Raw genomic sequence first — 26,705 nt, 5'->3', positions numbered from 1 at the left:
TGTTTCACCCCCGTAGCTCAGCTACTAAGATTTTGGCTTTTTCCACGGCTTCAGTCGCGGTTTCGGCATAGGCGTCGCCGCCGATTTTGGCTACCCATTCGGCCGATACCGGCGCGCCGCCAAATAAGCATTTGAATTGTTCACGAATACCTTCTTCTTTGAGCAGGCTCACGATGTCCCGCTGGGCCGGCATGGTGGTGGTCATCAGGGCCGCGCCGGCGATGATGTCCACGTTGTGGGCTTTGGCTTTGGCTACGACTTCTTCGACGGCTACGTCTCTGCCCAGGTCGATGACTTCAAAGCCGCTGGCGGACAGCATGGTTTTGACGATGTTTTTACCGATGTCATGGATGTCTCCCTGGACGGTATGCAGCAGGACTTTGCCTTTGGAGGCTTTCGATTTGTCTTCGTCCGACATGCCGCCGGTCAGGATGGCTACGGCGGCTTCAAAGGCGTCGGCCGCCACGACGAGCTGGGGTACGAATACTTCGCCTTCGTCGAACAGGTCGCTCATGGTCTGCATGCCGGCGGCCAGGCCGTCGTTGATGGCCACGATGGGGTTAATTCCCGCCGCCAGTGCTTCTCTCGCCGCTTCTTCCGCCAGTTCGGTCTCCATTTCTTCTACGGCTGTTTTCAGTTTTGCCAGGATTTTTTTTTCTTCACTCATTGGGTTCACCTCCCTATTTTTTCCATTCCAATTTGCAGTTTTCGTGCTGTCTGGCCTCTTACATCTATTTGAAAACTTTTGGAATAGCTAACAAACTATCGCCGGGCCCGCTTTTCAGCCATGAGCGTCCGGGCCACTTCAATAGCCGCCGAAGCGCTGTCGGCATAGCCGTCCGCCCCGATCTGACTGACCCATTCGCGCGATACCGGCGTACCGCCGAACAGCAACTTAAACTGCTGGCGGATGCCTTTTTCCCGCAGGCACTCCACAAGCTCCCGCTGGGCCGGCATGGTGGTGGTCATCAGGGCCGCGCCCACAATAATATCCACCGCCAGTTCCTGGGCCTTGGCAGCCACCGTCTCCACCGGCACGTCCCGCCCTAAGTCAATGACTTCAAAGCCGCTGGTGGCCAGCATGGTTTTTACAATATTTTTGCCAATATCATGAATATCGCCCTGGACAGTGTGGATAAGCACCCTGCCCTGGGAAGCCTGCGCCCTGGTTTCCAGGGGCATGGATTCGGTCAGGATGGCCACCCCGCTTTCAAACGCTTCGGCCGCCACCAGCAGGTGGGGAACAAACACTTCGCCTTCATCAAACAGCTCGCTGACCTTCTTCATGCCCAGCGCCAGGCCCTCATTGATGGCGACAACCGGGTCAAGGCCGGCGGCCACGGCTTCCCGGGCCGCTCTTTCGGCCAACGGGGCTTCCATTTGTTCCACTGCTTTTCTGAGTTTAGCCAGAATTTTGCGCTGACTCATATCCATGCCTCCGTCAGGTTAGTCTTGCACTACATTAGAAGCCCAGGCAGGCCACGAAGACCTTGTCGAAATCGTCATGATTGGCCAGTTCAACCACCTTAATGCTGTTTACCAGCGCCTCCATTTCCCGCCGGTAGGCTACGTTCAGCAGGAAGGCCCGCCCGCCCGACTTGGAGGTATTGCCGATAAAATCAATTTTGCCGTCAAACACTTCCGGCAAAAGGCCAATGTTGATCAGGCTCTTGGCCCGGAGATGATACCCAAAGGAGCCGGCGATCAGCACTTTGTCAACCTGTTCGGCCTGAACCCCTTCGCTTTTTAATAAAAACTCAATCCCTGACCGGACAGCGCCTTTGGCCAATTGCACCTGGCGAACGTCCTTCTGCGTCAGGAACACGCCTTCGGCCACCTCAAAGACCGGCTTGCCGTCCTGCTGTACCAGCCGCTTTTTTAATGCCGGCTGTATCGCCGCTGTTTCCGGGTTGACAAACTTGCCGTTTTTGCCGATGACCCCGTTGGCCACCAGTTCGCCGACAATGTCCAGAAGGCCGCTGCCGCAGATGCCGACAGGCCTGGCTTCGCCGATGGTCTTAACAACAACGCGGCCGTCGTCCTCAATATCAAACAGTTCAATGGCCCCTTTGGCCGCCCGCATGCCATGCGTGATGTTCATGCCCTCAAAAGCCGGCCCTGCCGCCGTCGACGTTGACGACAGCCGGCCGTCGGAACCAATAACCATTTCGCCGTTGGTGCCAATATCGACAAATAATGTCACCCCCTGGCGATCCTGCAGCCGGGACGCCAGCACGCCGGAGGTAATGTCCGGGCCGACATACGCCGAAATAATCGGCGGCAGGTAGATTAAGCCAAAACCGCTGATATTCAGCCGGTGCGCAAAAGCGCTGATATGATTGCCGCCCCGGATTTGCGGGTCGTACGGATATTTGCCCAGTGAATAGGGGTTGACATTGGCCGCCAGATGAAGCATACAGGTATTGCCGCTGAAAATAACTTCATAGATATATTCCTGCCGGACGCCGGTTTCTTTCGCCAGCTCGGCAATCATGCGGTTGATTTCCTTAATAATGTCGCCGTACATTTTCTTCAGGCCCAGTTCATTCGAGGCAAACTTGATCCGCGAGAGCACGTCCTGGGCCTGCAGGCTTTGCGGATTGAGGGCCGATATCGAAGCCAGCTCATCGCCGGTAGCGAGATTCACCAGCGACGCAACGACGGTAGTTGTGCCAATATCCACTACCACACCGTAATTCAGGGCGGCCGTGTCGCCGGCTTCCTCGCCGAGAACCTGGTCGCCGGCATACACCAGGGTTTTCGCGCTGCCGTCATATTTTTTGGTAATAAAGCTGTCGATTTGAATGGCGAAGCTCTCGCCATGATCCAGGATTTTTAAGGTCTTATTCTGCTGTCTGACAATCTCCTCGACGTCCACATCACCCATTGCCTTGGCCTGACAGGCCAGTACAAAGCCGGCCTCCGTCTCCTCCCGGGTAAGACGATGGTCACCGGTTTGCACCAAACAGCCGAGCTGCCCGGGATTGATTTTCACCTTGCACTTGCCGCAGGTTCCTTCCGCGTTGCAGGGTGACTCGATTACCACGCCCACCGTGCGGGCCGCCGCTAAAATGGTGGTGCCGGCTTCCACTTCGGCGACAATGCCTTTTTCCTTAAAATTGATTTTCACCATCGCTTAGTTCCCCTTTACCGTCTGCGTCATGGAAACGATGTTTTTGAGCGGCGTAGCCGTACCCAGACCGCAAGCCGGGGCGATAATATCAATGCCGTCCTGAATCAGCCGCTGGGCATGCTGGGAAACTACTTTTTCCTCCCCTAATTCCAGTAAAAATGTACTCAGATTGCCCATAGTCGTCAGCTGCGGATATTCCTCTTTCAGTAATTTCAAATTCACCATGGCATCGGTGCTGATGGCATCCGACCGGATTGCGGCCACATGCTGCTTGACCGCGCCGAGATTGCCGCAGATATGGACAATAACCGGGGTATTCAGGGCATGAACGGCATCCACCACTTTGTTGATATACCTTACGGCAAAATCGTCGAATATCTTGGGCCCCAGGATTTCGCCGGTGGCGGTGGGGTCGGCAATTGAAATCAGCGTAGCGCCGTTATCAATCATGAGCTTCGCCAGTTCAATTAAATGGCTGCTCACATAATCAACAACCTTATGCGAATTGGCGGGGTCTTTTCTCAGCTCTCTCAAAAACCGCATGGGATCGACCAGAGAAGCCGCCGTGCTGATCGGGCCGGTCAGGTTGCCAATCACCGGCACATCGGGATATTTTCGCGCCAGGGCGTAGGTCGCCTGCACGATGGTATTGACCCGGGCATTCTGCGCCATAGCGCCCATGTCTTTAAACTCCACGGCCGTAACCGAGGGAAAAACCTCTTTTTCAATTTTCGGCTCGCATTTGAGCGAGCCATAGTTGATTTCACTGCCTAATACTTCCGCCTCCACCGTCATGCAGAACGGTATGCCGAAGTTCTCGAACCCTGTGTTTTCGTGCACGTCATGGGCTAATTCGGCCATGATGCCGGCATCGTGATGACCGGCCGGCAGCTCATGTCCGGTCTTGTTCATGACATCCACAATCGCTGAATTCATCATGCCGCCGGGACAAATAACCGGTGGCCTGTCTACCTCTTGTTTATCCAAAACCCGTAACAGCCGCTCTTTCGGGCTAAATGCGCTCACAAGCTCCCCCCCCTTTTTCCTGTGCGGTTTTGCTAACCGCACCGCGTCACTCCGCCACGCCCAGCAAATTCTTGGACAGTTTAACCGCCTGGGCGGCATTGCTGGCATACCCGTCGGCGCCGATTTTGTCGGCAAAGCTTTGCGAGATAGGCGCGCCGCCGACAATGACTTTAAATTGATCTCTGATATTTTCCTTCTTTAAGATGGTAATCACGTCGCCCATGCCGTCCATGGTGGTGGTCATCAGAGTGCCGATCGCAATCATTGCGGCTCCCTCCGCTTTGGCTCTGTCAACAAAGGCCTGCGGCGCCACATCGCGGCCCAGATCGATAATGTCAAAGCCGGCTGTCTCCAGCATAAGCTTGACCAGGTTCTTGCCGATATCATGGGTATCGCCTTCGATAACGCCGATGATTACCTTGAATTTTTCCGTCTGCGCTTCCACCTTGATATGCGGCTTGAGTACATCCATGCCGGCATTCATCGCATCGGAGCACATTAACAGCTCGGGTACGAAATATTCCTCTTCCTCAAACAGCTTGCCCGCCCTGTACATCCCGTCGGCCAGGCCTTTGTCAATGGCTTCAAAGGCATCCACATTATTGTCAACAGCCTCCTGGGCCAGGGTCGCCGCCATTTCTTCCTCCATCTCCAAAACGGCATCGGATAATTTCCCGAAAAGTTCTTCCTTATTCACTGCCATCCTTATATCCCCCTCATTCTTATTGTCCGTCTTTAGCTTACATTGTATGGCTATGGGCCGTGTCCACCATGGCTTTCAGGTTTTCGAGCGGCACGCCCGGCGGCAGGTCACAGCCGGGCATCATCAGATACCCACCGGTTAGGCCGGCTCGTTCAATGCAGTCGCGACAGGCGGCGGCAACGCCGTCCGGCGTTGCGTTCTGCATGATTTCCACCGGATCCATCTGACCGGTAAAGGCGATTTTGCCGTCCAGCACCTCCCTGGCTTTGGCCAGATCCACCTTGTAGTCCAGGGAAACCGCATTGACGCCGATCTCCGGAATTAGATCCAGGAACTTGGTAATGTCACCGCAAATGTGAATCATCGTGCCGCTGACTTTGTCGGCAATTCTGGATCGGATGTTGGTGGCTGACGGCATGGCGAACTCCATAAACTGCTTGCGGGCGATCATGTCACCGGAAGCCGTGGGTTCGGCCATGGACACGAATTCGGCGCCGGCGTTTACGAATAATTCCCAGTAACGGTAGCATAGCTCGGAAGTAAACTCCAGCATGGCATGCACGGCCGGCTTATCTTTGATCATAATCCGCATTAGCTGCTCAGTCCCTAAAATCAGCCCGGCCAAGGTCAGCGGTCCCCATTGACTGTTGCCGATCATCGTCCTGTCGCCGATATTTTTTGCCAGAATCTTAGTGGTTGCCAGCATAACCTGCATGCCGGGATCGTCCTTAAGTTTATCCACACTCAGCTTGTCAATGTCGGCTGCCTTGGCAATCAGCGGGTCAGGCACATCCGAGGCTGCGCCCACCTTGTGGAAATTGGCTTTGCCGCCGATGGCCCGTATCGCCAGATTGTTGCAGCCGGCTGCCGCCCACACAATATCGGAGCGTACTTCTTCATTGGTTGCCATGATAATCTCGGCGGCCTTCTCCGGCGCCAGGTCAAAAGAATCGCCCAGCGACATCCCCTTTCTGTTGAAGACCCATACCCCGCCTGACAAGATGGTAACAGGCACTCGCGGCGTTTTTTCCAGTTTAATGGCTTTAAGAAATATCTCTTTTGAATTCACTGCCTTCGCCCCCCAATTAATGTACCCTGTCGTTGCCCTGGCTGCTGCATGCCAAAGACGCTTATCGGCCCCATTTTATAAACGGGAGCCAATAAGCGCCTTTGCTTATGTACGTCTTTATATAAATTAATCCAGTAATTTTTTACCGTTATTATTAACAACATATTGGCTATATTGTTAATAATGACCGTAATTTACAGTCCTTTAATAACGGTATTTATTTATTTGTTTGTATTATAGCACCTCTAATTTCCAATTGCAATACCCTGTAAAATTATTTATTTTATAATCTAAATAAGCGCATATCCCAAAAAATACTCTAATGTAATCTAATAAGTAGTTACCTGTAATAAATGTCTGCATTGCATAGACAATACGCCTAATTTTTATAACGGTATTAATTTATTTGATATATTCCTTCTTGCTTCCCTCCGGCGACGGGGCCTGTTATACTATGGTTCCTGTAACCGTCAACATCACTGAGGCACGGGCGGCCGTTATGCAAAAGCGGAGGTTAAGCGCCAGCGGCACAGCGTTGTATGACGGCCGCCCGTGCCGGGCCTCGTATCCGCCACCTTTATAATAAAAAGATGCGCTTATTGCGGCAATAAACGCATCCCCTTACTCAGTCCGCATCTTAGCGGGCTTAATATATAAGCTATGTTTGCTGGGCGGCATAACAATCGTCTTTTTGTCAGCAGACTTTAATATCTGGCGCACGGTTTCAATCGAAATGGAGCGCCCGAGCCTTTCCTTGACCAGCTCGGTCAGATAGGCCAACGTCCAGTTTCTCGGCTCTTCCGGCTGACTGCAGGATATGCGGATGATCTCCAGACGCTCGGCCTCGGTAAAGGTATCCGGCGCCCCGCTTCTTTCCAAATCGACAATCCCGTCCATCCGTTTTTCCGCAAACCGGTTGCGCCATTTGCGGCAGGTTTTTTCGGAAACGCCCAGTATCTTGGCAATTTCCGTACACTCCAGGCCTTCTGCCGCCAACAGAATAATCTTCGAGCGGATATAGAGCCGCTTTTCCACTTTGTGGCCTTTGCTGTTTTTCTCCAGCTCCGCCCGTTCCGCTTCTGTTAATTCAATCTTGACCGCTACCCTAGCCATTGTATCAACCTTTCATTGGATTGCCCGGAAACAATGTGTAATCAAAAGAACCCCCGGGCTTTGTCCGGTACAACCCGCCGGTCACCAGTAGTATAGTGGATGCATTTTTAATTGTCAAGCCTTGCATTACAAGCCCGCACCCCACTTCTGCGTCATCATGGTGCTGCTGTATTTTTCGATTTTCCAGTCCGGCACCTTGCAGGCCCGGCAGGCGCAAACGCACCACTTGTTGCGCAGCCAGCGGGCGGCGCGGCTGGTTCGGGAATTCCGGACGACAAAGACCTCCTGGCAATGGGTGGTGATTTCGGCAATATTGCCGGTAATCCGGATGGTCTTAATGCCGTGCAGAATGCCGGAACGCGACGGCCATAGCTTTAATTTCTCCACCAGCTTAAAAAAGCCGATGTTTTTCCGGTAATACTTTTTCTTCTTGTCGGGCTGCTCCCGGGACACCAGTTCCCTGGACAAAGACAGGCCTTTATGTACGGCCACCGCACTCCCCCCCTTATTTTAGTCGGCAAAAACAGTAAACAGCATAGTCGCCACGCCGATTTCCAGCACATCATGTATCAGCCGGCCAGACAGCCTGGCCTCACCCTGCGGCGTTATGCCAAGCGGTACGCCCGGGGCTGCCACCAGCATCCTGTCGGTAATGTCCCGGCAGTCAATGACACCGGCTGCCGGCGTAGCCTCCACCACCAGCCGGCAGGCCGCCAAAGCCGCCGCCATGTCGTCAGCCGCCGTCACGCCGGCCATCGCCCGGCTAAGCTGCGCTGATTTTTCCGGATTACTGTCATAAATTACAACCTGCGCGCCCTGTTCCGTTAAATAAGCGGCCGCTCCCGCCCCTACCGGTCCGGCGCCGATTACCAGCGCTTTTTCGCCTGTCAGGCCGCCGGCCAGCAAGGCCAGCGCCGCCGCATACCCCCGGCCTGTTGCCGCCGCGTTGTCAACCACTTTGCCTTTGGCCAGGTGAATGGCCACAAAATGGTCGTCGTCGGCCAGAAAAACCACCTGCGCGCCGCGCTGCACGGCTTCGGCCAGCCCGCCGACATCGCTGCGCGCGGTAACAAAAGAAGAAAAGCCCAGGAAGGCAATAATCTCTTTGACTGTATGGGCAAAACCGCCAATCACACCCTGCCCGCAGGAAACCGGGATCACCCCGACCGGCGTATCCTGCCAGACGGCGAAGTCCCCGGGGCTGCCGGCCTGAGAATAGGCCGCCACCTCCGCCAAACCTTTGCCCAGGAGCCGGCGCAGGGTCTCATTGTAGGCCGGCAGTCTCGCACTCACCGTATCAATATCATCTTCCCGCAGCCTGGTCATATAACCATCCCTTCCTTGCCGCCCATCGGCGGTAGCGGAGCCGAATCCAGATATTGCGCAAGGCCGCAGGCCTGCATAATATTCCTGATGACGGTCTCCCGCCGTTGCCAGACCTGGCGGCGGGTTTTACCGGTCACAATCAGAGTGGCCACCCACTCCTGCCGGCCGGGATGAAAATTCGTAAGGGCTTCATCGGCGCCAAAAAAATCCGCCGCCGCAAAGAGCGGCCCCACACCGCCCATGATATGCTCGCCGCACACTTCGATTTGGCCGCCGCCTACCCGGATATGTTCATAAACCACGCCCCGGGCAGCCGCCGTCGTAAGCACTTTTGGCTGCTGGCCGGCGGCAAAACCCGTCCCCAGGAGCTCCAGCACATTGACGCCGGTGGAGTGATACACCGCCGTCAGCGTCTGGCTTGGCAGCCGGGCGTCAATCTCCAGCACCTTCAGGGCATTGTCATGCAAAATAACTTCTATGTCCATAATGCCATCCAGTTGCAGTTCCCGCGCGAGGACAAGCGCACAGTCGGCCAGCTGCTGCACCTTGTCCGGCGACAGTATCGCCGGCGCCAGCACCCGCTTGCAGTCATAGCCGGCGTCCATTTCCAGCTCCGTGACCTGAAAGGTTCGGTACTCGCCGGCCATCCCGGCGATCTCTATGGAATACGAGGGGCCGTCCAGAAACTCCTGGATGACCCATTCTCCCTGCCGGCCAAAGCTCTGCAGAAATTGATTCAGCTCCGCCGGACTTTGCACCTGGCGTACCCCTTCACTGCCGCTAGCCCCGGACGGCTTCACCGTAACCGGAAAACGGCAGTCCGGCCAGGGCCGGGGAGCCGGAACGCCCAACCGGGCAAACAATTGGTCCGACGCCAGCTTGGAAGCCGACAGCCGGTACGCGTCCCGGTCATAAAGCACCCTTACCCCGGCTGCCCGGGCGCAGTCGTAAATGGTATCCAGCACCCGCCTGTCTTCCAGTGCCGGCACGACAAACTCCACCGTCCGCAGCAGCCAGGTCAGTTTGTCCTTATCAAGCAAATCCATTTCAACAAAGCTGTCGCACAGGCCGGTGGCCGCCGCTGCGGGATTTTTGTCCGCCAGACAGACCTCCCAGCCGGCCTTTTTCGCCAGATAGCAAGCCTCCACGCCCTGCAATTTCCCACCCAGCACGGCTATCCGCATACAACCGCCTCCCTGCCGCGACAGCCGCGGGTATTATCCAGCCAGGCAGCGTATTCAGCCGGCGCCGCCGGCGTCAGGCCGCATTCCTGCAGGATCGGCCGTATTCCGGCTGCCGTACGGCAGCCGTCCGCAATGTCCAGCGTGCTTTGCGACACCCCCAACAAACCGGCCTGCGGCGGGATAAGGGAGGTTACCACATTGGCGCCGGCGGCCAGACGCTCCTTTAAGCCGCTTACCCCCTCCACATCCAGCGAAGCCGGTATTAATCTGTCAGGAAACAGCAGCCGCATAACGGCAATAATATTAATTTCACGCCGGTTCCCCGCCGCGACCGTCTCTGCGAGCGGCGTCCCCGCCTGCGGCACAAAGCTCATGGTGCGAACCTGGGCGGCGCCCAGCTCCCGCATCCGGCTGAACGAGTGCGCCGTATCCCGGGCGCAGTCGCCCACGCCCACCAGCAAGCCTTCCTCCACCAGCAGTCCGATTGCTGCGGCAGACACTTTGCTGTCCCAGCGCTGGTCATAGCTCTGGTTCAGCCGCAGTTCGCCATACAGCCGGCGGTTATGGGTCTCCTGATAGCAGGCGTACCAATCGGCCCCGGCCTGTTTGAGCCTGACAAGCACCTCTCTCGGCACAACCCCCGGCGAAATCATGATCGGCAAACCGGTCGCCGCCTTGACCAGTTGGACAATTTCCAGCAGGTCTTCATAACCCGACGCGGCATTAGCCAGGAACGCCGGATCCTCCCCCATGGTCAAATCAATCAAATGCACGCCGTCCGCCGCCAGCGCGCGCGAGATGGCTACTATTTCCTCCTTGCTTTTGCGGTACCGGACAGGTTCATTATTGGAATTTCGATAAAAGCAAAAGGCGCATTCATTCCGGCAGTAAGTAGAAAAATAGACAAAGCCATAAAGAAAGACCTTATCGGCAAAATATCGCTGCCGCTGCTGGCGGGCGGCCGCAAACAGCCGTTCACGCTCCGCCGGATCGGTAAGCTGCAGCAGGTGGATAATTTCTTGCTGAGCCAACGGTATGCGATGCATGGCTTTGTCCAGTATTGTACTTAGGTTTTGCATGAGTCCAGCCCCCGTCCCTGATCCAATTTGCGGTTATATATTCAAACGCACGCCATCCAAATAAGAAATGCTTTTGCTGACACTGCGGACATTTTGCCCGCCGCTCCTCAGCATGGCCAGCCGCTCCAAACCAAACCCCAAGCCCACCCACGCACCGGACATGCCCCAGTTGCCATCTAAAAAGTGCGGCCCCATAGCGCCGGAGGCTAATTCCAAATCTCCCTTGAGGACGTCAACGGTATCGCCATATACTACCGACGAGGTCAGTTCCAGGCGATAGCCGTCAATGCCGGCCGCCGCCATGACAACGGCGGCCAGCTCGGCAATCCTGTCCTGACGCGCCTCCGCGGGCAGGCCCCATTCCACCAGATTCAGCATGGTAAACTCATTCAGGTGATGATTGCCCTGAGATTCTTTCCGGAAACAGGAGCCGATTTCAAAGATCCGCACCGGCAGAGGCCACAACCGCACTAAATCCTTGAGGATATAATACAGGTTAGGCGCCAGCATGGGCCGCAGGCACTTTTTGTCATCCAGCCAGAACACCTGGGAAAAGAGCGCATGCCGGTCATCAATTGTCATTTTGGCCAGCATTCCTTTGGCCAGAATAACCGGCGTGGTCACCTGCACGAACCCTTGCGCCGTCAGCGCCGCCGCCAGCCGTGTTTCCATTTCGCACAGGGCGGGCCGTTTTTTCTCCGTCAGCAAGGCAGCAAGCTTTTCCTTGCCGGCCCGGACCAGGCCGACCTCCGCTTGTTTAAAAGCCTGATCCCGGGCTTGTTCGGTCGCGAAAACAGGCGCGGCTTCCGCCATGACAAAATTCAGTTCGGCTAATCTTTTCTTTTGTACATCGGTCCAGGAAAAAGACACATGACCAGCTCCCGCCTTATTTATGTCAGTTCAAGCTGCCAGACTACCGGATTCTGCATATATACCGGCGTACTCTTTAAACAGTTTTGTCCCAGAAATTTGATTTTATTTTCCGGCAGCAGCCGGCAGAGCATTTCGCCATAGGTCAGACCATACCCGACTTCAACCGGTTTGACCGTACAAAGCCCGGCTTTGATCAGCGAGCTTGACGTCCGGCCGCACAAGTGCACGATGACTCCGTCCAGCTGATTCTCAATGCGCTTTAGAATGCTGCAGGTAGTGTTGCCGCTCAATTGGGCATACAGCCGGGGTCCGATTATATCCAGTCCGCCGGACGGATCGGCGTATGATATGATTTTCGCCCCTTTTTCGATACCGGCTGCCATATACTCGACAATACTGTCCTCAATTACTTTCAGAACCTGCTGAATTAATGCGCCATATTTGCCGAACCCTTTGTAGATATTCATTTGGTCAATCAGCATCCCCAGGATGGTAAAGGGCCCCTCCACATTCAGGACGACCGTCTGGCCGGTATTTTTTAATATCTCAACCCCATGCAGCACTTCGCTGATGCGCCCGCTCCCGAGATCCATTCCCGTCAATTGCTGCAATTGCTCAAGCCGGGTAAATTTATAACCGCTGAAGCGCGGCCCGATTTTGTCGTCCAGAATGGTTACCTTGGCCCCCAGAGCCTCAGCTTCCACCGTTACGCAAAACGGCACCTTGCAGAGGCAATCCTTATGCAGCAGCATTTTTTGCCTGGCAATGGCCGCCATGGTATTGCGATCCGTATGGGCATCATAAAAATTTTTCCCGACCGAACGCACAAACGCCAGCGGTATCTCCTCCGGCGTCTCGCCCTGACATGTAAAACCGGTCAAATGATCCATGAAGGCACCCTCCTTTTCCTTTATTTTGCCGACTGCAAAACAGCTTTGATCGCTGCGCCGCGCGGCGGCATGGCCGCGGCCGGCTCGGTTCTTTGTCAAACTGTATAAACCCGCTTATAAAGGGGCGGCTGACGTCAACGCGGGATTTCTAAAGCAGGCTTATGCAGTTGTACACCGTACTTAATTTGGCGGAGAGTCCGGGAGTCGCACCCGGCTACACGAATTTAGAGTCCGTGCGATCTCTTCGATCCACCCTCCGTGTATACAATTGTGCAAGGAGCTCCGGACCCGCCGAGCACAGAACTCCTTGCGGTTGCCTTACTTTTTCGACCAGTAATCAAGCCCCAGGCCGGTAAGAATCTTAACGGCCTCGTCATACACCGCCAGATATTCCTCCGTCGGCACTAATCCGGCCACATCATAGCATTCTTCAAACGGCTTGCCCTTCGGCGCCGTCTTGTAATCCTTCTCATACATCGCTACCAGTTTATCTAATATCTCATTGACTTTCTCCGTCTCCATACCCGCTACCGCATGGGCCACTTCCGCCATCATTCTGGCTTCCAGTCCCGTGGTGTAGTTGGTGGCCACTCCCTTGCTCGCCGCCACTCCCGACAGCACTTCCCGCCCGCTCGCGGTATATGTTTCACCCCCGTAGCTCAGCTACTAAGATTTTGGCTTTTTCCACGGCTTCAGTCGCGGTTTCGGCATAGGCGTCGCCGCCGATTTTGGCTACCCATTCGGCCGATACCGGCGCGCCGCCAAATAAGCATTTGAATTGTTCACGAATACCTTCTTCTTTGAGCAGGCTGACGATGTCCCGCTGGGCCGGCATGGTGGTGGTCATCAGGGCCGCGCCGGCGATGATGTCCACGTTGTGGGCTTTGGCTTTGGCTACGACTTCTTCGACGGCTACGTCTCTGCCCAGGTCGATGACTTCAAAACCGCTGGCGGACAGCATGGTTTTGACGATGTTTTTACCGATGTCATGGATGTCTCCCTGGACGGTATGCAGCAGGACTTTGCCTTTGGAGGCTTTCGATTTGTCTTCGTCCGACATGCCGCCGGTCAGGATGGCTACGGCGGCTTCAAAGGCGTCGGCCGCCACGACGAGCTGGGGTACGAATACTTCGCCTTCGTCGAACAGGTCGCTCATGGTCTGCATGCCGGCGGCCAGGCCGTCGTTGATGGCCACGATGGGGTTAATTCCCGCCGCCAGTGCTTCTCTCGCCGCTTCTTCCGCCAGTTCGGTCTCCATTTCTTCTACGGCTGTTTTCAGTTTTGCCAGGATCTTTTTTTCTTCTTCTTTCATGCTTTCACCCTTTTCTTTTTTCTGTTTCTTGTAAACGGATGGCCGCACCCTTTCCTCCTGACCGGTGCATTATGTGAAAAATAAAGAAGCTTACCCAAGTTCTATTCTTTAAAATAGAACTTAAATAAGCTTCTTTGCTTAGCCCCAAAAGACTATCCAATAATTTATTTCCGTTATTTCAAGCGGTATGCCAGGTTACTCCAAAGCAACATTAGCCGAAACATATAACAGTAACTATTTAATTGTATTTTTATGAACTTCATTATAGCATCTCCATTTTTTAAATGCAATAGCATCGGGCGTATTTATTTTTAGAAAAGGAATTTTATAGATTATCTGCTGAGCAAAATGAACACAAAATAAAAAAATTCAGATAAAAAACTCCCTGTTACGGGTAAAACCGACAACTGCTCCTCTTGGCTGCCATACTATTTTTCAATTAAATTCATGTTGTTATCTATTTCAGGAAAATTTATTTAAAAAAACCTATTGCATTTTAAAATTAGAGGTGATATAATTCCTCCATAACAATTCAAGCAAATACTTACCGTTATTGTAAAAACAAACTACAGATACCCAATTGTCCATTTTATACAGTACATACCGATAACGGTAACAAATTAATAGATTATCTATAGTAATAAGCAAAGACGCTTATATCGGTTCATAACCTGTGAAACCGATGTAAACGTCTTTCCCACTTCATTTAGGACAATGATGTCCTGGAGGCAGCCTGCCGCCAGGACATTTCATTTTCAAATTCAAACATCAAACCCGGGGAGGTGTTTTCGTGTGAAAGTTGTCCTCCGTCTTCTGCAGCGCTGGCTGATTTAGCGCGGCGCCGTATTCCTAAGCAGTAAAAATCCAATCGTATAGGAAGGAGATTACCGTATGAAAAAGTTACCTGCCATTTTAAGCATACTCCTGGTCTTAACCTTACTCCTGACCCCCATTGTATTGGCCGCTGAGGGAGACGCCCCGGCCGAACCGCTTAAAGTCGATACCGGTGATACAGCCTTCGTACTGGTTAGTGCAGCAATTGTAATGTTAATGACTCCCGGTCTGGCACTCTTTTATGGTGGAATGGTTCGCACCAAAAATGTACTGAGCACCATCATGCAGAGCTTTATCTGCCTTGGCGTAATTTCCTTGCAATGGCTGCTCCTCGGCTACTCCCTTGCCTTCGGGCCCGATATTAATCATCTTATCGGCGGCCTGGACTGGGTTGGACTGAACGGCATTAGCTCCGCTCCCAATCCTGATTATTCCGCTACAATTCCCCAATATGCCTTCGTAATCTTCCAAGGCGTATTTGCCATCATTACTCCGGCCATTATTTCCGGCTCCATTGCCGGACGGGTTAAGTTTTCCGCTTATATCGTATTCGTATTGCTGTGGGCTACTCTGGTATATGACCCTGTGGCGCACTGGGTATGGGGCGTCGGCGGCTGGCTGCGCGAATATGGTGTACTTGACTTCGCCGGCGGCACTGTAGTGCATATCATTTCCGGCGTATCCGGTCTGGTATTTGCATTGATGATCGGTAAACGCAAAGGCTATGGCAGCGACGTAATGGCTCCCCATCATCTGCCGATGACTTTGTTAGGCGCCGCCCTCCTGTGGTTTGGCTGGTTTGGCTTTAATGCCGGCAGTTCCCTGGGCGCCGGCGAACTGGCTGCACTTGCTTTCATAACAACACATGCCGCAGCCGCGGCTGCCACGGTTTCCTGGGTATTCGTCGAATGGCTCTATAACGGCAAGCCGACCTTGCTGGGCGCAGTTTCCGGCTGTATCGCAGGTCTGGTCGTCATTACCCCGGCAGCCGGCTTTGTCACTGTACTTTCGGCCATCATCATGGGATTAATCGGCGGTGCTCTCTGCTTCTTCGCGGTAGCGGTAGTCAAACGCAAACTGGGCTATGATGATTCATTGGACGCCTTCGGCGTTCATGGCGTAGGCGGCACCTTCGGCGCAATCGCCACCGGTTTCTTTGCCACCACCAGCGTGAATTCGGCCGGTGCCGACGGACTCTTTTACGGCAACGCCGCCCAGGTTATGAAGCAGCTTGCCGGCGTGGGCACAAGCTGGGTATTTGCCGCCGTCATGACATTTATTATCATCAAAGTAATCGGCGCCTTCATGCAAATCAAGGCGGATGACGAACAGCAGGTTCAGGGCATGGACATCACGGAACACGGCGAACGCGGCTATGCGTATCAGGATTTGATAACCGGTTCCCCGCTCGACATTCCGGCCGCCAACATCGCAACCAGTGAAGTAACCGTCAATAAGACTACCCTGGCATAACACAGCGTCATTCTGACAAAGGAGGGGAAACCATGAATCCGATAACCAAAATTGATATAGTGACCCGCCCGGAAAAACTGGAAGAGCTCAAAGAGGCCATGAATAAAATCAGCGTAACGGGTATGACCGTGACTCAGGTTTATGGTTGTGGCCTGAGTAAAGGCCACAGAGAAATTTATCGCGGCCAGGAATACGCCATCAACCTGGTGCCAAAAGTCAAAATTGAAATCGTGGTCTGCGAAGTACCGGTCGAACGGGTCGTAGAAGCGGCCAAGTCGGTATGCCGCACCGGCAAAATGGGCGATGGCAAAATCTTCGTGTATCCTCTTACCAACGCCGTACGAATCCGTACCGGCGAAGAAGGCGACATCGCCATTATGGACCCCAAAAACGCATAAGCAAGTCCGTTGTAGAAGAATATTAACCAGGCTTCGGGGCTGTCTCAATGAATTGAGACAGCCCTGTTTTGTTGGATGTCAGCGAAAATTGTCCAACTAAACTGCATGCATTACGGTTTTTACTCTTGCCAGCAGCTATCAATGGAAGTTCCCAATATGCCTTCAATTTTTTTCTGAATTAATCCGGCCTTAGTCAGCCTGGCTTTAATGCTTGCCTGAGCTTTATAATCGTATGGGTACCGTTCAGCCAGCATTTCAAAGCGTCTTTTGAGACCCACCACGCGATCACCCTCGGTTAATTTATCGGCGAGATAAACGACTTCGGCAGCATTGACAACCTCCGGTCCGCTAAGGGTTATATCCATATGCTGCGCAATAATTTCCGCTACTTGCGGATAACCCAACCCGGCAATCATTTTAGCGCCCAAAGCCGCATGATCAGGCTGCCCCTTGGCAACGTCATGGAGCATGCCGGCCACAAATATCAACTCCGTATCCAGGCAATGTCCCGCTTGCAGCAGGGCCAGCGCGATACGGCGGGCCAGCTTTGCCACCGCCCGGCAATGTCTTTGGCGTGCATCCCCCACCGACAAACCCAATATTCTTTCGCATTCCTCCGGACTGGGCAGGTTATTCAGGTTATTCAGGTTATTATTATTTATTGAACAAACGCCATCATTCAACAGGTCTACCATCGCTCTTCACCTCTGACCGCATTCTGTTACAATAAATTTACGCCGGATTGAGCGCAAATATAAATGGATGTTCTTTGCAATTCGTATTTTTCCTGCTAAATTAACCTAAAGATCGATAATTTTTCATAATCGTACCTTCCTGCAGCTATATTTAGCTAATCTCCAAAAATATTTCTTGTCAATAAAATATAAGCGTGATAGGATTTAATTAAGCGATTGATTAAATTCTTGCCGGAGGTGAACTCCCTTGGGAAACGACGCGCGGAAAAAATTCATTGAAACCGCCACTCCTTTATTTGCCGCCAAAGGCTACCACGGCGTATCCATCCGCGAACTGGCCCAGGCAGCCGGGGCCAACAGCGCTTTGATATCTTATTACTTTGGCGGCAAGGAAGGCTTGTATGCCGCGGTTTTAGAAAACCTGTTCATGCCTGTCCAGGAATTGCTGCAGTCGGCTCAAAGCCGGGATTCGGCCGACTCCCTTCAAACACTGCACATGTACACACAAGCGGTGGCAACTATCCATACTAAATTTCCGTATTTATCGAAATTCATCCATCGTGAGCTGGTTGACCCAACTCAATTTCTGGAAACCGTCGTAAAGAAATACATTAAACAAATTCAGAATATTTTGCACAATACCATTGGTCACAGCCTGGCTGCCGGTTGTTTCCGCCGGGAAATAGAGCCTAGTTATGCAGTGGTGGCTTTAGCGGGAATGATGAACTTTTACTTTTTAGTTAAGCCTCTAATCGAAGATTTCGTCCCCGATACTCAGGCTAAGAACAATGACTATGTCAACCAGGCCATTGATATCTATTTGAACGGAATTATCCAGCGGGACAATGAGGATAAAGAAGATAAAGAGGATAAGGAGGATAAGAATGAATAAAAAACTAGTTATTGGTATTCTCGTATTTATTCTTCTGGGGGCGGCCGCCGGTTACAAGCTGTTGAACAAGCGACCAGACGGAATTACAGCCACAGGTACGATTGAAGTCACCCGTGTGGACATCACCCCGAAAACCAATGGCTACATTACCGGATTGTCCATAATTGCCGGCGACAGAGTGACAGCAGGACAAACCATTGTGACCATTGACCGGCCGGATCTTAAGGCTTCCCTCCTCCGGGATCAAGCCGCCCTCGACAAAGCTCTGGCCCAGCTCCGCGATTTGGAAAAAGGATCTAGGAGTCAGGAGATTCAAGAGGCCGCCGCCGCAGTATCGTCTGGTCAATCAAGCTACGAAAAAGCAAGCGAGGATTTACGGCGCTACCAAACGCTATATCAGCAAGGTGCAATTTCCCGTCAACAATTGGATGCTGCCCAGTCCGCCGCCGATGTGGCGCAAAGTTCCCTTGTCCAGGCACAGGCTAAATTGAGTCTGGCCCGGGAAGGAAACCGGGAAGACACAATCACCGCCCAGCGCCTGGAAGTAGAACGCAGCAAAGCGGTAGTAGACGCCAGCCGCTCCTTGTTGGCGGACACCATTGTCACCGCTCCGTTATCGGGCCTGGTCCTGACCAAAAACTATGAAAATGGGGAATATGTGAATGCCGGTTCGGCGATAGCTACCATCGGCAATATGGAAGACTCCTGGGTTAAAATCTATATACCCTCGACTCAATTGGGCCTTATTAAGATCGGGCAGCCCGCGGTCATTAGGGTGGATTCCTTCCCTGACCGTACTTTTAGCGGTGAAATTAAGGAAATCAGCCAAAATTCCGAGTATACGCCCCGGCAAAGTCTGACCGAGAATGAACGGGCCAATATGGTTTTTGCAGTTAAAGTTAAAATCAATAATGCTGAAGGTATTTTGAAGCCGGGAATGCCGGCGGATGTGGTGCTGAAATGAACCCTGTCATTCACCTTGCGGGGCTTACCAGGCACTTTGACGGCTTAGTTGCTGTAGATCAGGTTGATTTACAAGTTTTCCCGGGAGAAATTTTTGGTTTGGTGGGACCTGACGGCGCCGGCAAAACCACAACCATTCGGATGCTGCTGGGAATCATCGAGCCGTCGGCAGGCAGTGTCGCTGTCCTGGACCAGGGTAGCCTGGAAAATATCAAAGAGTCCATCGGCTACGTCCCGCAAAAGTTTAGTCTGTATGGCGATTTGACGGTTATAGAAAACATCCGGCTGATAGGTTCCCTTTACGGCGCCGGCAGCGCCGGCATTGAGCAACGGGCCAAGGAAATCCTGACATTTACCAAGCTTTTGCCGTTTAAAGACCGACTGGCCGATAACCTATCCGGCGGCATGAAACAAAAACTGGCGCTGGCGGCAGGCCTGATGCACAAACCGAAAATTTTTTTCCTGGATGAACCCACTTCAGGCGTTGACCCGGTTTCCCGGCGGGAGTTTTGGCAAATGCTCTACGGGCTGAACAAAGAAGGTATGACCATTGTCGTATCCACGCCGTATATGGATGAAGCCGAACTATGCACCCGCATTGCCTTTATGCATCACGGACATATTGTCTCCTGCGACCCGCCGGCAAAAATAAAGCAAAGTTTCCCCTTTCACTTGCTTGAACTTAGCACCGGCAGCAAAGATGTGCGCCACCACCTGCCGGCGGCGTTGATCCATGACGTAAACGCTTTCGGCGACAAATACCATTTGGTTGTGAGTGACCCCGCCGCGGCAATGGCGGCTGTAAGGGAAGCTTTAGGCAAGGCCGGTATCCTGATTGAATCTCTTGGCGAAATAGAGGCCGCTTTAGAAGACGTATTCGTGTCATTAGCTTCCCAGCCCGCCAAAGCCGCCGATGATCTCCCGGCGGCGAACACGGGAATTCCTATTGCTGCTGTCCCGGAAAAGGCTGCAGTCAAATGCCCCAAGGACGATTGCAGCCTTTATGAATATGCCGTGGAAACCTATAACCTTACCCGGAAATTCGGTAACTTTACTGCCGTAAATAGTGTAAATCTAAAAATCAAACGCGGCAGCATCTACGGGTTCCTGGGCCCGAACGGCTCAGGAAAATCCACAACCATTCGCATGCTTTGCGGTATTCTCACTCCCACCGCCGGCAACGGAACCATTCTGGGTGTGGATTTAGCCAAAGAAGGGGAAGCAATCAAATCCTTTATCGGCTACATGTCCCAGAAATTCAGTCTTTATGACGATCTGACAGTAAAAGAAAACTTGGATTTCTACGCCGGCTTATACAGTCTTACCGGCCGGCAGAAGGACGGACGAATCAACGAGATGCTCCAAATGGCCGGACTGGAAGACCGGGAAAAAGAACTTACCGTTAACCTTGCCGGCGGCTGGAAGCAGCGTCTGGCTTTAGGCTGTTCCATACTCCACAATCCCCCCATCCTGTTTCTTGATGAGCCTACCGGCGGCGTCGACCCCAAATCCCGCCGCATGTTCTGGGACATTATCTATAAACTGGCGGCCCAAGGCACCACGGTTATGGTCACTACCCATTTTATGGACGAAGCCGAACACTGCGATGAGATCGGTTTTATTTTCGAGGGCAGCCTTATTGCCGCCGACACTCCCGCCAGGCTAAAACAATCAATTAAAGGCACACTCATTCGCATCAATCATCCCGATCCTATGGCCCTTCTAAGTGAAGTTACGGCTCATAAACTTCCCTTCATCGATGTGTACGCCCAGGGGGCCGGACTCCACGCCCTAGTCCGGCCGGAGGATATGCCTGCCTGGGAAACTTATCCATACAAGGTCATATCCCCTTCCCTGGAAGATGTATTTGTCCATTATGTGAAATCCAATCGCAAGGAGTTGAGCGCATGATCCGGCTTAGAGCTTTGCTAATCAAAGAGTTCATTCAGATGAAACGCGACCGGCTAACCTTCGGCATGATGGTAGCGTTACCCATTATTCAGCTTTTGGTTTTCGGCTTTGCCATCAACACCGACGTAAAGCACCTGTCCACCATCGTCTTTGATCAATCCCTCCAGCAAGAAAGCCGGGACTTACTGTCCGCGTTCACTGCCAGCGGCTATTTTGACATCAATTACACCGCCCGCAGTTTTCAGGAAGTAACTGATCACATTGAACAGGGTAAAACAAAAGTCGGCATTATTATTCCGCCGGACTTTACCGAAAACATTAACCATGGGCGTCAAGCTTCGGTGCAGGTAATCGTAGATGCTTCCGATTCTTTGGCGGCTAACTCGGCTATCAGTACGGCCCAAATCATAGGGCAGATGAAATCCCAGGAAATTCTTATCCAAAGAATGCAAAGCACTCTGGGGAAACAATTTTATGCTCCCTATGACATCCGCATCCGCCCTTGGTACAATCCGGATTTTGTAACCGCATACTACATGGTTCCCGGAATACTGGGCATGATCCTCACTATGACCATGGTTATGATTACATCCATGGCAATTGTCCGGGAGAGAGAACGAGGCACGCTGGAACAGCTCATCGTGACGCCGATGAAGTCATACGAGCTAATGCTGGGCAAAATCATACCCTATATCTTTGTCGGCTACGTCCAGGTAACACTGGCGTTAATGGTGGGAATAGCCATATTTGACTTACCCATGCGCGGCAGCCTATTATTGCTGTACGGCCTAACCTCCCTATTCATCATCGCTTCACTGGCGCTGGGCATTCTAATTTCAAACTTTGCTAAAACTCAAATGCAAGCCATGCAGCTCTCCTTCTTCATCTTCCTGCCCAGTGTGTTATTATCAGGCTTCATGTTCCCCCGGGAAGCTATGCCTTTGTTTTTCAACTTACTCGGCAATATTCTGCCGCTTACCTTCTATTTACAAATCATGCGCGGCATTATACTAAAAGGGGTGGGGCTTAACTTCCTGTATACTCAATTCGCCGCCTTAACCACATTCATAGTAATAACATTGACTGTTAGTATAATAAAGTTTCAGAAAAAAATCGCTTAGCAAACAAGGCCTTCTAATACCTTTATCTTCTGCCGCAAGCTTTTCTTAATAATGTGACAAATGCCCTACAGTTTATATAAACTGTAGGGCATAACAATTATAATAAATTATAATACAAATTTCAGCAATTACCAAACGCTCTGCCGACGATAATCCGTAAGTCCTCTACTGTTAAACGCCGCGGGCTATTGGACAGCAACCGGTAGGTAGCCGCGTCCTTTACGATATCTTCCAGTGCTTCACCGGCAATATTCACAGCAGCTAACGTGTCAGGAATGGCAATGTCCTGTTTGAGTTTATTAATAGCCGCAATGGCTTTCCAGCCGGCTTCCCTGTCCGCCCTGCCCTGAACATCTTCCCCCAATGCGGCTGCAATATCACGAAACTTAGCATTGCCGTCCTGCCAATAATATTCCATCACATAAGGGAGAACAATACCATTAGCCACGCCATGAGAAATGCCAAACCGGGCGCCTATGGGGTGGGCGATGCCATGAACGGCCCCCAGCCCGGCATTAGTAAAAGCCGCTCCGGCGATAAGGCTGGCCAAAGCCATATTGCTGCGGGCCGTTAAATCATCTCCCTGAGCATAGGCCGCCCGTAAATTACTCCCAATAAGTTTAATCGCCTGAATCGCGAGACTGTCGGTAACCGGATTGGCTTTCACCGCGACAAAGGCTTCCATGGCGTGGGTCAAGGCGTCGATACCAGTGGCAGCAGTGACGGCGGGAGGCATACTGACATGGAGAAGAGGGTCAACAATCGCCAGCAGCGGCATCATAAATTCATGGGAAATGCCGATTTTCTCCTTGCTTTGTTTATCCGTGGTGACGGCCGCGGCAGTTACTTCGCTGCCCGTACCCGCAGTTGTGGGTATACAAATCAGAGGAACGCCGCGTTTGACAATCGAACGCCTGCCGCGCAAATAATCCTGAATAGACCCGCCGTTGGCGCTGACCATGCTCATGGACTTAGCCGCATCCATCGGGCTGCCCCCGCCAAAAGCCAGCACTGCATCGGCTTGAAATGCCATTAATTGTGCCGTGCCTTGGTCTACCGTTTCCACACTGGGATCTGCTTCAACCTCGGAAAATACCCGGACCGGCAGCCCTGAATTTTCAAGCAGGGCAAGAATATCCTGAAAATGAGGCGAGTTTTTGGTAGATGTCCGGCCGGTAACAATGAAAATTTTGCCCAGGTGCCGGCTTTTACAAATATCAACAATATTTTTTATCGCCCCGGCCCCAAAAATCACTTTTGTTGGCAGGACAAAAGTAAAGTCATTCATTGGCAAGTCTCTCCCTTTAAAGTTTTAAATTCATTATAAATCCTTTAATGACCGCCTAAATAAGCCCGCTTAATTTCAGGATTGTCAATCATTTCGACGGCATTGCCGGCCATTATAATCCGCCCGGTTTCCAATATATATGCCCTATTGGCCACCTTTAAGGCCTGATTGGCATTTTGCTCCACCAGCAAAACCGTCTTGCCTGTAGAATTGATGCGCTTAATAATCCCGAAAATTTCTTGCACAATCAACGGGGCCAGCCCCATGGAAGGCTCATCCAGCAGAAGCATTTCGGCGCCGCTCATGATGGCCCGCCCGATGGCAAGCATCTGCTGTTCCCCGCCGGAAAGGCTGCCGCCCAGCTGTTTTTTACGTTCGCCCAGTTGGGGAAACATTTCGTACACATTATTCATATCCTTGGCAATCTGCGGTTTATCCTGGCGCAGGTAGCTGCCGGCAATTAAGTTCTCTTCCACCGATAATTTAGTAAAAACGCCCCGTCCTTCCGGTACATGCGATAAACCGCCACGGGCAATCAAATGCGACGGCAGATTGGTAATTTCTTTTTGCTTAAAAATAATGGAACCCGCGCCGGCAGGGACCACACCGGAAATGGCCCGTAAGGTACTGGATTTGCCGGCGCCGTTTGCCCCAATAAGAGTGACAATTTCGCCGCGGTTTACTACAAAGGAAATGCCCTGCAGCGCCTTAATCCCGCCATACACCACTTCTAAATTGTTTACTGACAAAATTATTTCCATATCAGCCATCAGCCTACTTCCCCCAACCCAAGATACGCTTTAATAACCAGCGGGTCCTGCTTAACAGCCTGTGGATTTCCCTGGGCGATCACGCCGCCGAAATTCATCACCGTAATATAATCACACAATGCGTCAACCAGTTTCATTTGATGCTCAATTAAAATAATGGTAAGACCGAACTGATTCTTAATATCCCGGATTAAGTCCACCAAATTCAAAACTTCGATAGGGTTCATACCCGCAGCCGGCTCGTCAAGGAGCAACACTTCAGGCTCAGTTGCCACAGCCCTGGCAATCTCCAGCTTGCGCTGCAAACCGTAGGGGAGGCTGCTGGCTTTTTTCCCGGCCCGGCTGGAAAGTCCGGCTATATTTAATAAATTTTGAAGAACAGCTTTTTCGTCATGGCCAAAAGGATTCTGTTCTTTTTTCCGGCTTTGGTGATGATGAAGCCTGCCAACCTGAATGTTCTCGGCCACTGTCAAATCACCAAAAAGCCTCAGGTTTTGAAACGTCCTCGCCATGCCCATCCGGGCGATCTGATGGGCCTTCCTGCCGGCAATATTAACTCCCCGGTAATAAATTTTGCCGTTATTTGGCTTGAATGCGCCGGTTATTAAATTAAAAAGCGTAGTTTTACCCGCCCCGTTAGGACCAATCACTCCGTGAACTTTACCTGCCGCGACAGTTAAATTAAAATTGTCGATGGCTTTCAGTCCCCCGAAAAAATGATTCAGGCCCTCAATTTCAATTATGCTCATTTCGAAGCCTCCTCTCGCGCCTCAGTCCGGCATAAAATCATTTTATCCAATCTGACCCGCATTCTGCCCAATACCCCTAAATTGACCAGTCCTTGCGGCAGGAAGCGAATAATCAAACAGATTGCCAGGCCAAGGATGATCAGGTAGCCGGAACTGTCACCCCAGGTAATCCAAATGATGCGGTTGCCAATATACATCGCGGCCGCACCGATAATCGGACCGTACAAAGTGCCAATACCACCCAGGAGTACCATCACCACCATTTGGTCGGCAATCAATGGGCCAAGCACGCTGTCGGGATGGATATAAGTCATCCAATAGGCATAAGCGGCGCCGATAATCCCCGGAAACAAAGCACTGATGGCAAACACCTGAATCTTCACCCACACGGTATTAACACCCAGACTCTGAGCCGCCGTTTCCTCTTCCCGGATTGCTCTGACTTTCAAGCCGAAAGAGCTTTTCTCAAACACGATGTAACAACAGGCCAGCACTATGAGTGCCAGTATCAGCATTAAGAAAAAGAATAAATTTTCGTTGACTTCCGGGGGCAGTCTGAGGCCGTTAGGCCCGCCGGTAAAAGGCAACACCAGCACCGTCTGACGCATCATCTCGGCAAAAGCCCATGTTCCGATAGCAAAATAGGCGCCATTTAAGCGCAATGTGGTATAACCAACAAAACCGGCAAAAAGACAGGTCAAAATGCCTGAAATTAACATTGCCGGCAAAAAGGAAAAACCCTGTATGGTCATTAAGAGGCCGGTTATATAAGCGCCGACGCCAAAGAAGGCGCCGTGTCCGAAGCTAACATATCCCATATATCCTCCAATCATGTTCCAACTTAAGGACAAGCCTACCCACATAAATACTCCGGTCGCAATGCGGACCCAAAAGGTAGGTAAAGCAAAGGGCAACGCACAAAGCAAAACAACAAGCATACCATAACTGATCAACCGGAAATTGTTCAGGGACTTCACCATTAACCCCCCCTTTAAATTCCTTTACCCAAAACGCCTTTGGGCAAAAAGATGAGAATCATGAACAGAAACATAAACAGTACCAAAAAAACATAGCTGCCGCCAATATATACTGATACAAAGCTGGCTAACAGGCCAAGGAGCAACCCGGCGGCGATAGCGCCGGACAAAGACCCCATGCCGCCAACCACGACCACAAAAAAGGCAAAGGCGGTATACCTGAGCCCCATATCCGGATTTACGGAAAAAATGGCGCCGATAAAAACCCCGGCCATACCGGTCAAGGCCGCATACATTGCATAAACAAGCCGGGATACCTGGGTTCCGTCTATTCCCATTAATCCGGCAACCGTTTTATTCTCAGCGGCAGCCCGGATGGCAACTCCCGTTCTGGTTTTTTTGAGGAACAGCATGAATGCCACTGTTGTAATAATGGCGGTAACAGTCGCCACACACCGCAACGCCGGTAATGTGATACCGAGAATAGTAATGCTTTGATCAGACAAAAATGTGGTAATGTTACGGTTATTAAACCCCCACAAAGTCAGGGCCGATCCCCGGAAAAAAGTCGATAAGCCGAAGGTAAAAGCCAGGGCCATCAAAGCCGCGCTGCGATGTTTGATATTAATGACGCTCTGCAATACAGGCTGAAAGGAATAGCCGACAGCGCCGAAAAGCAGGAAAATAAAAGGCAATATCAGTAAAGGATCAATCTTAAATAAAGTCTGTACCCAATAAGCCGCAAATGCCCCGAGCATCACCCATTCACCTACGGCGAAATCAATGATGTCCATAACCCCGAAGGCTAACGAAAATCCAACGGCAATCATGATAAAGATACCGCCGATTAATAAGCCGTTGATCAAAGTTTGTATCACCAGTTCCATATTTTTTACACCTTCTTATCGGTATTGAAGATAAGGGAA

The 26,705-nt window shown here is 52.0% G+C and carries 27 protein-coding genes; 6 read left to right on the top strand and 21 right to left on the bottom strand.

The annotated features are described in order from the left end of the window. Positions 1-4: 4 nt before the first annotated feature. From MAMMFC1_RS09675 to MAMMFC1_RS09605, 15 genes are all read right to left on the bottom strand, one after another. Positions 5-667, bottom strand: a complete 663-nt coding sequence (locus tag MAMMFC1_RS09675; protein WP_126310544.1) for a methyltransferase cognate corrinoid protein — start codon at positions 665-667, stop codon at positions 5-7. Positions 668-762: 95 nt separating this feature from the next. Beyond that, complete coding sequence (locus MAMMFC1_RS09670) at positions 763-1,428, bottom strand: corrinoid protein (RefSeq protein WP_126308332.1); 666 nt, start codon at positions 1,426-1,428, stop codon at positions 763-765. 34 nt (positions 1,429-1,462) lie between these two features. Next, a complete protein-coding gene (locus MAMMFC1_RS09665; RefSeq protein WP_126308331.1) occupies positions 1,463-3,133 on the bottom strand; it encodes an ASKHA domain-containing protein in 1,671 nt (556 codons plus the stop codon). 3 nt (positions 3,134-3,136) lie between these two features. After that, positions 3,137-4,159 (bottom strand): uroporphyrinogen decarboxylase family protein, encoded by a 1,023-nt coding sequence (locus MAMMFC1_RS09660; RefSeq protein ID WP_126308330.1) that lies wholly within the window; start codon positions 4,157-4,159, stop codon positions 3,137-3,139. A gap of 46 nt (positions 4,160-4,205) precedes the next feature. Continuing rightward, complete coding sequence (locus tag MAMMFC1_RS09655; protein WP_126308329.1) at positions 4,206-4,862, bottom strand: corrinoid protein; 657 nt, start codon at positions 4,860-4,862, stop codon at positions 4,206-4,208. A 37-nt stretch (positions 4,863-4,899) separates the two neighbouring features. Further along, positions 4,900-5,931: a uroporphyrinogen decarboxylase family protein gene (locus MAMMFC1_RS09650; protein ID WP_158618721.1), complete on the bottom strand. Its 1,032-nt coding sequence runs from the start codon at positions 5,929-5,931 to the stop codon at positions 4,900-4,902. A gap of 621 nt (positions 5,932-6,552) precedes the next feature. Beyond that, positions 6,553-7,044 carry a helix-turn-helix domain-containing protein gene (locus MAMMFC1_RS09645; protein ID WP_126308327.1) on the bottom strand — a complete coding sequence of 164 codons (492 nt, stop codon included), beginning with the start codon at positions 7,042-7,044 and terminating at the stop codon, positions 6,553-6,555. Between the two features lie 126 nt (positions 7,045-7,170). Beyond that, a complete protein-coding gene (gene pylSn, locus MAMMFC1_RS09640; protein WP_197723969.1) occupies positions 7,171-7,536 on the bottom strand; it encodes a pyrrolysine--tRNA(Pyl) ligase small subunit in 366 nt (121 codons plus the stop codon). A gap of 18 nt (positions 7,537-7,554) precedes the next feature. Next, the gene (gene pylD / locus MAMMFC1_RS09635; protein ID WP_126308326.1) at positions 7,555-8,370 is read right to left on the bottom strand and encodes a 3-methylornithyl-N6-L-lysine dehydrogenase PylD; all 816 of its coding nucleotides are present in this window, start codon (positions 8,368-8,370) and stop codon (positions 7,555-7,557) included. Beyond that, positions 8,367-9,554: a 3-methylornithine--L-lysine ligase PylC gene (gene pylC, locus MAMMFC1_RS09630; RefSeq protein WP_126308325.1), complete on the bottom strand. Its 1,188-nt coding sequence runs from the start codon at positions 9,552-9,554 to the stop codon at positions 8,367-8,369. The genes pylD and pylC overlap by 4 nt, the downstream gene beginning before the upstream one ends. After that, on the bottom strand, positions 9,545-10,633 hold the full coding sequence (gene pylB, locus MAMMFC1_RS09625; protein WP_126308324.1) for a methylornithine synthase PylB: 1,089 nt from the start codon (positions 10,631-10,633) through the stop codon (positions 9,545-9,547). The genes pylC and pylB overlap by 10 nt, the downstream gene beginning before the upstream one ends. A gap of 33 nt (positions 10,634-10,666) precedes the next feature. Further along, positions 10,667-11,503: a pyrrolysine--tRNA(Pyl) ligase large subunit gene (gene pylSc, locus MAMMFC1_RS09620; protein WP_197723968.1), complete on the bottom strand. Its 837-nt coding sequence runs from the start codon at positions 11,501-11,503 to the stop codon at positions 10,667-10,669. A 20-nt stretch (positions 11,504-11,523) separates the two neighbouring features. Continuing rightward, positions 11,524-12,495: a uroporphyrinogen decarboxylase family protein gene (locus tag MAMMFC1_RS09615; protein ID WP_126308323.1), complete on the bottom strand. Its 972-nt coding sequence runs from the start codon at positions 12,493-12,495 to the stop codon at positions 11,524-11,526. Between the two features lie 219 nt (positions 12,496-12,714). Beyond that, entirely contained in the window at positions 12,715-13,059 is a 345-nt protein-coding gene (locus tag MAMMFC1_RS09610; RefSeq protein ID WP_269471889.1) for a monomethylamine:corrinoid methyltransferase, read from the bottom strand. Then, positions 13,043-13,756, bottom strand: a complete 714-nt coding sequence (locus MAMMFC1_RS09605; RefSeq protein ID WP_197723966.1) for a cobalamin B12-binding domain-containing protein — start codon at positions 13,754-13,756, stop codon at positions 13,043-13,045. Before MAMMFC1_RS09605 ends, MAMMFC1_RS09610 begins: the two co-directional genes overlap by 17 nt. An 843-nt stretch (positions 13,757-14,599) precedes the next feature. On the opposite strand from MAMMFC1_RS09605, the gene MAMMFC1_RS09600 reads away from it, so the two are divergent. Then, positions 14,600-16,015, top strand: coding sequence for an ammonium transporter (locus tag MAMMFC1_RS09600; RefSeq protein WP_126308322.1), 1,416 nt, complete (start codon positions 14,600-14,602; stop codon positions 16,013-16,015). Positions 16,016-16,047: 32 nt separating this feature from the next. Then, on the top strand, positions 16,048-16,413 hold the full coding sequence (locus MAMMFC1_RS09595; protein WP_126308321.1) for a P-II family nitrogen regulator: 366 nt from the start codon (positions 16,048-16,050) through the stop codon (positions 16,411-16,413). A 119-nt stretch (positions 16,414-16,532) separates the two neighbouring features. Here the strand turns inward: MAMMFC1_RS09595 and MAMMFC1_RS09590 are convergent, their stop codons facing one another. Next, positions 16,533-17,108 (bottom strand): HD domain-containing protein, encoded by a 576-nt coding sequence (locus MAMMFC1_RS09590; protein ID WP_126308320.1) that lies wholly within the window; start codon positions 17,106-17,108, stop codon positions 16,533-16,535. A gap of 247 nt (positions 17,109-17,355) precedes the next feature. On the opposite strand from MAMMFC1_RS09590, the gene MAMMFC1_RS09585 reads away from it, so the two are divergent. From MAMMFC1_RS09585 to MAMMFC1_RS09570, 4 genes are read left to right on the top strand one after another with little or no spacing between them, the layout of a single operon-like run. Beyond that, the gene (locus MAMMFC1_RS09585) at positions 17,356-18,000 is read left to right on the top strand and encodes a TetR family transcriptional regulator (protein ID WP_126308319.1); all 645 of its coding nucleotides are present in this window, start codon (positions 17,356-17,358) and stop codon (positions 17,998-18,000) included. Further along, the gene (locus MAMMFC1_RS09580) at positions 17,993-18,964 is read left to right on the top strand and encodes an HlyD family secretion protein (protein ID WP_126308318.1); all 972 of its coding nucleotides are present in this window, start codon (positions 17,993-17,995) and stop codon (positions 18,962-18,964) included. Before MAMMFC1_RS09585 ends, MAMMFC1_RS09580 begins: the two co-directional genes overlap by 8 nt. Beyond that, positions 18,961-20,874: an ATP-binding cassette domain-containing protein gene (locus tag MAMMFC1_RS22325; protein WP_126308317.1), complete on the top strand. Its 1,914-nt coding sequence runs from the start codon at positions 18,961-18,963 to the stop codon at positions 20,872-20,874. Before MAMMFC1_RS09580 ends, MAMMFC1_RS22325 begins: the two co-directional genes overlap by 4 nt. Beyond that, positions 20,871-21,995, top strand: a complete 1,125-nt coding sequence (locus MAMMFC1_RS09570; protein WP_126308316.1) for an ABC transporter permease — start codon at positions 20,871-20,873, stop codon at positions 21,993-21,995. The genes MAMMFC1_RS22325 and MAMMFC1_RS09570 overlap by 4 nt, the downstream gene beginning before the upstream one ends. Positions 21,996-22,116: 121 nt before the next feature. Here the strand turns inward: MAMMFC1_RS09570 and MAMMFC1_RS09565 are convergent, their stop codons facing one another. From MAMMFC1_RS09565 to MAMMFC1_RS09545, 5 genes are read right to left on the bottom strand one after another with little or no spacing between them, the layout of a single operon-like run. Then, entirely contained in the window at positions 22,117-23,283 is a 1,167-nt protein-coding gene (locus tag MAMMFC1_RS09565; protein WP_126308315.1) for an iron-containing alcohol dehydrogenase family protein, read from the bottom strand. 44 nt (positions 23,284-23,327) lie between these two features. Continuing rightward, on the bottom strand, positions 23,328-24,053 hold the full coding sequence (locus MAMMFC1_RS09560; protein WP_126308314.1) for an ABC transporter ATP-binding protein: 726 nt from the start codon (positions 24,051-24,053) through the stop codon (positions 23,328-23,330). Continuing rightward, entirely contained in the window at positions 24,053-24,802 is a 750-nt protein-coding gene (locus tag MAMMFC1_RS09555; protein WP_126308313.1) for an ABC transporter ATP-binding protein, read from the bottom strand. The genes MAMMFC1_RS09560 and MAMMFC1_RS09555 overlap by 1 nt, the downstream gene beginning before the upstream one ends. Further along, on the bottom strand, positions 24,799-25,782 hold the full coding sequence (locus tag MAMMFC1_RS09550; RefSeq protein ID WP_126308312.1) for a branched-chain amino acid ABC transporter permease: 984 nt from the start codon (positions 25,780-25,782) through the stop codon (positions 24,799-24,801). Before MAMMFC1_RS09550 ends, MAMMFC1_RS09555 begins: the two co-directional genes overlap by 4 nt. Before the next feature lie 11 nt (positions 25,783-25,793). Further along, positions 25,794-26,666 (bottom strand): branched-chain amino acid ABC transporter permease, encoded by an 873-nt coding sequence (locus tag MAMMFC1_RS09545; protein WP_126308311.1) that lies wholly within the window; start codon positions 26,664-26,666, stop codon positions 25,794-25,796. Positions 26,667-26,705 lie beyond the last annotated feature (39 nt).

It is taken from the genome of Methylomusa anaerophila, assembly GCF_003966895.1.
GTDB classification, from domain to species: Bacteria; Bacillota; Negativicutes; order Sporomusales; family Sporomusaceae; genus Methylomusa; species Methylomusa anaerophila.
Note: the sequence above shows the minus strand (reverse complement) of the source record. Positions and strands in the feature narration are given on the sequence as shown.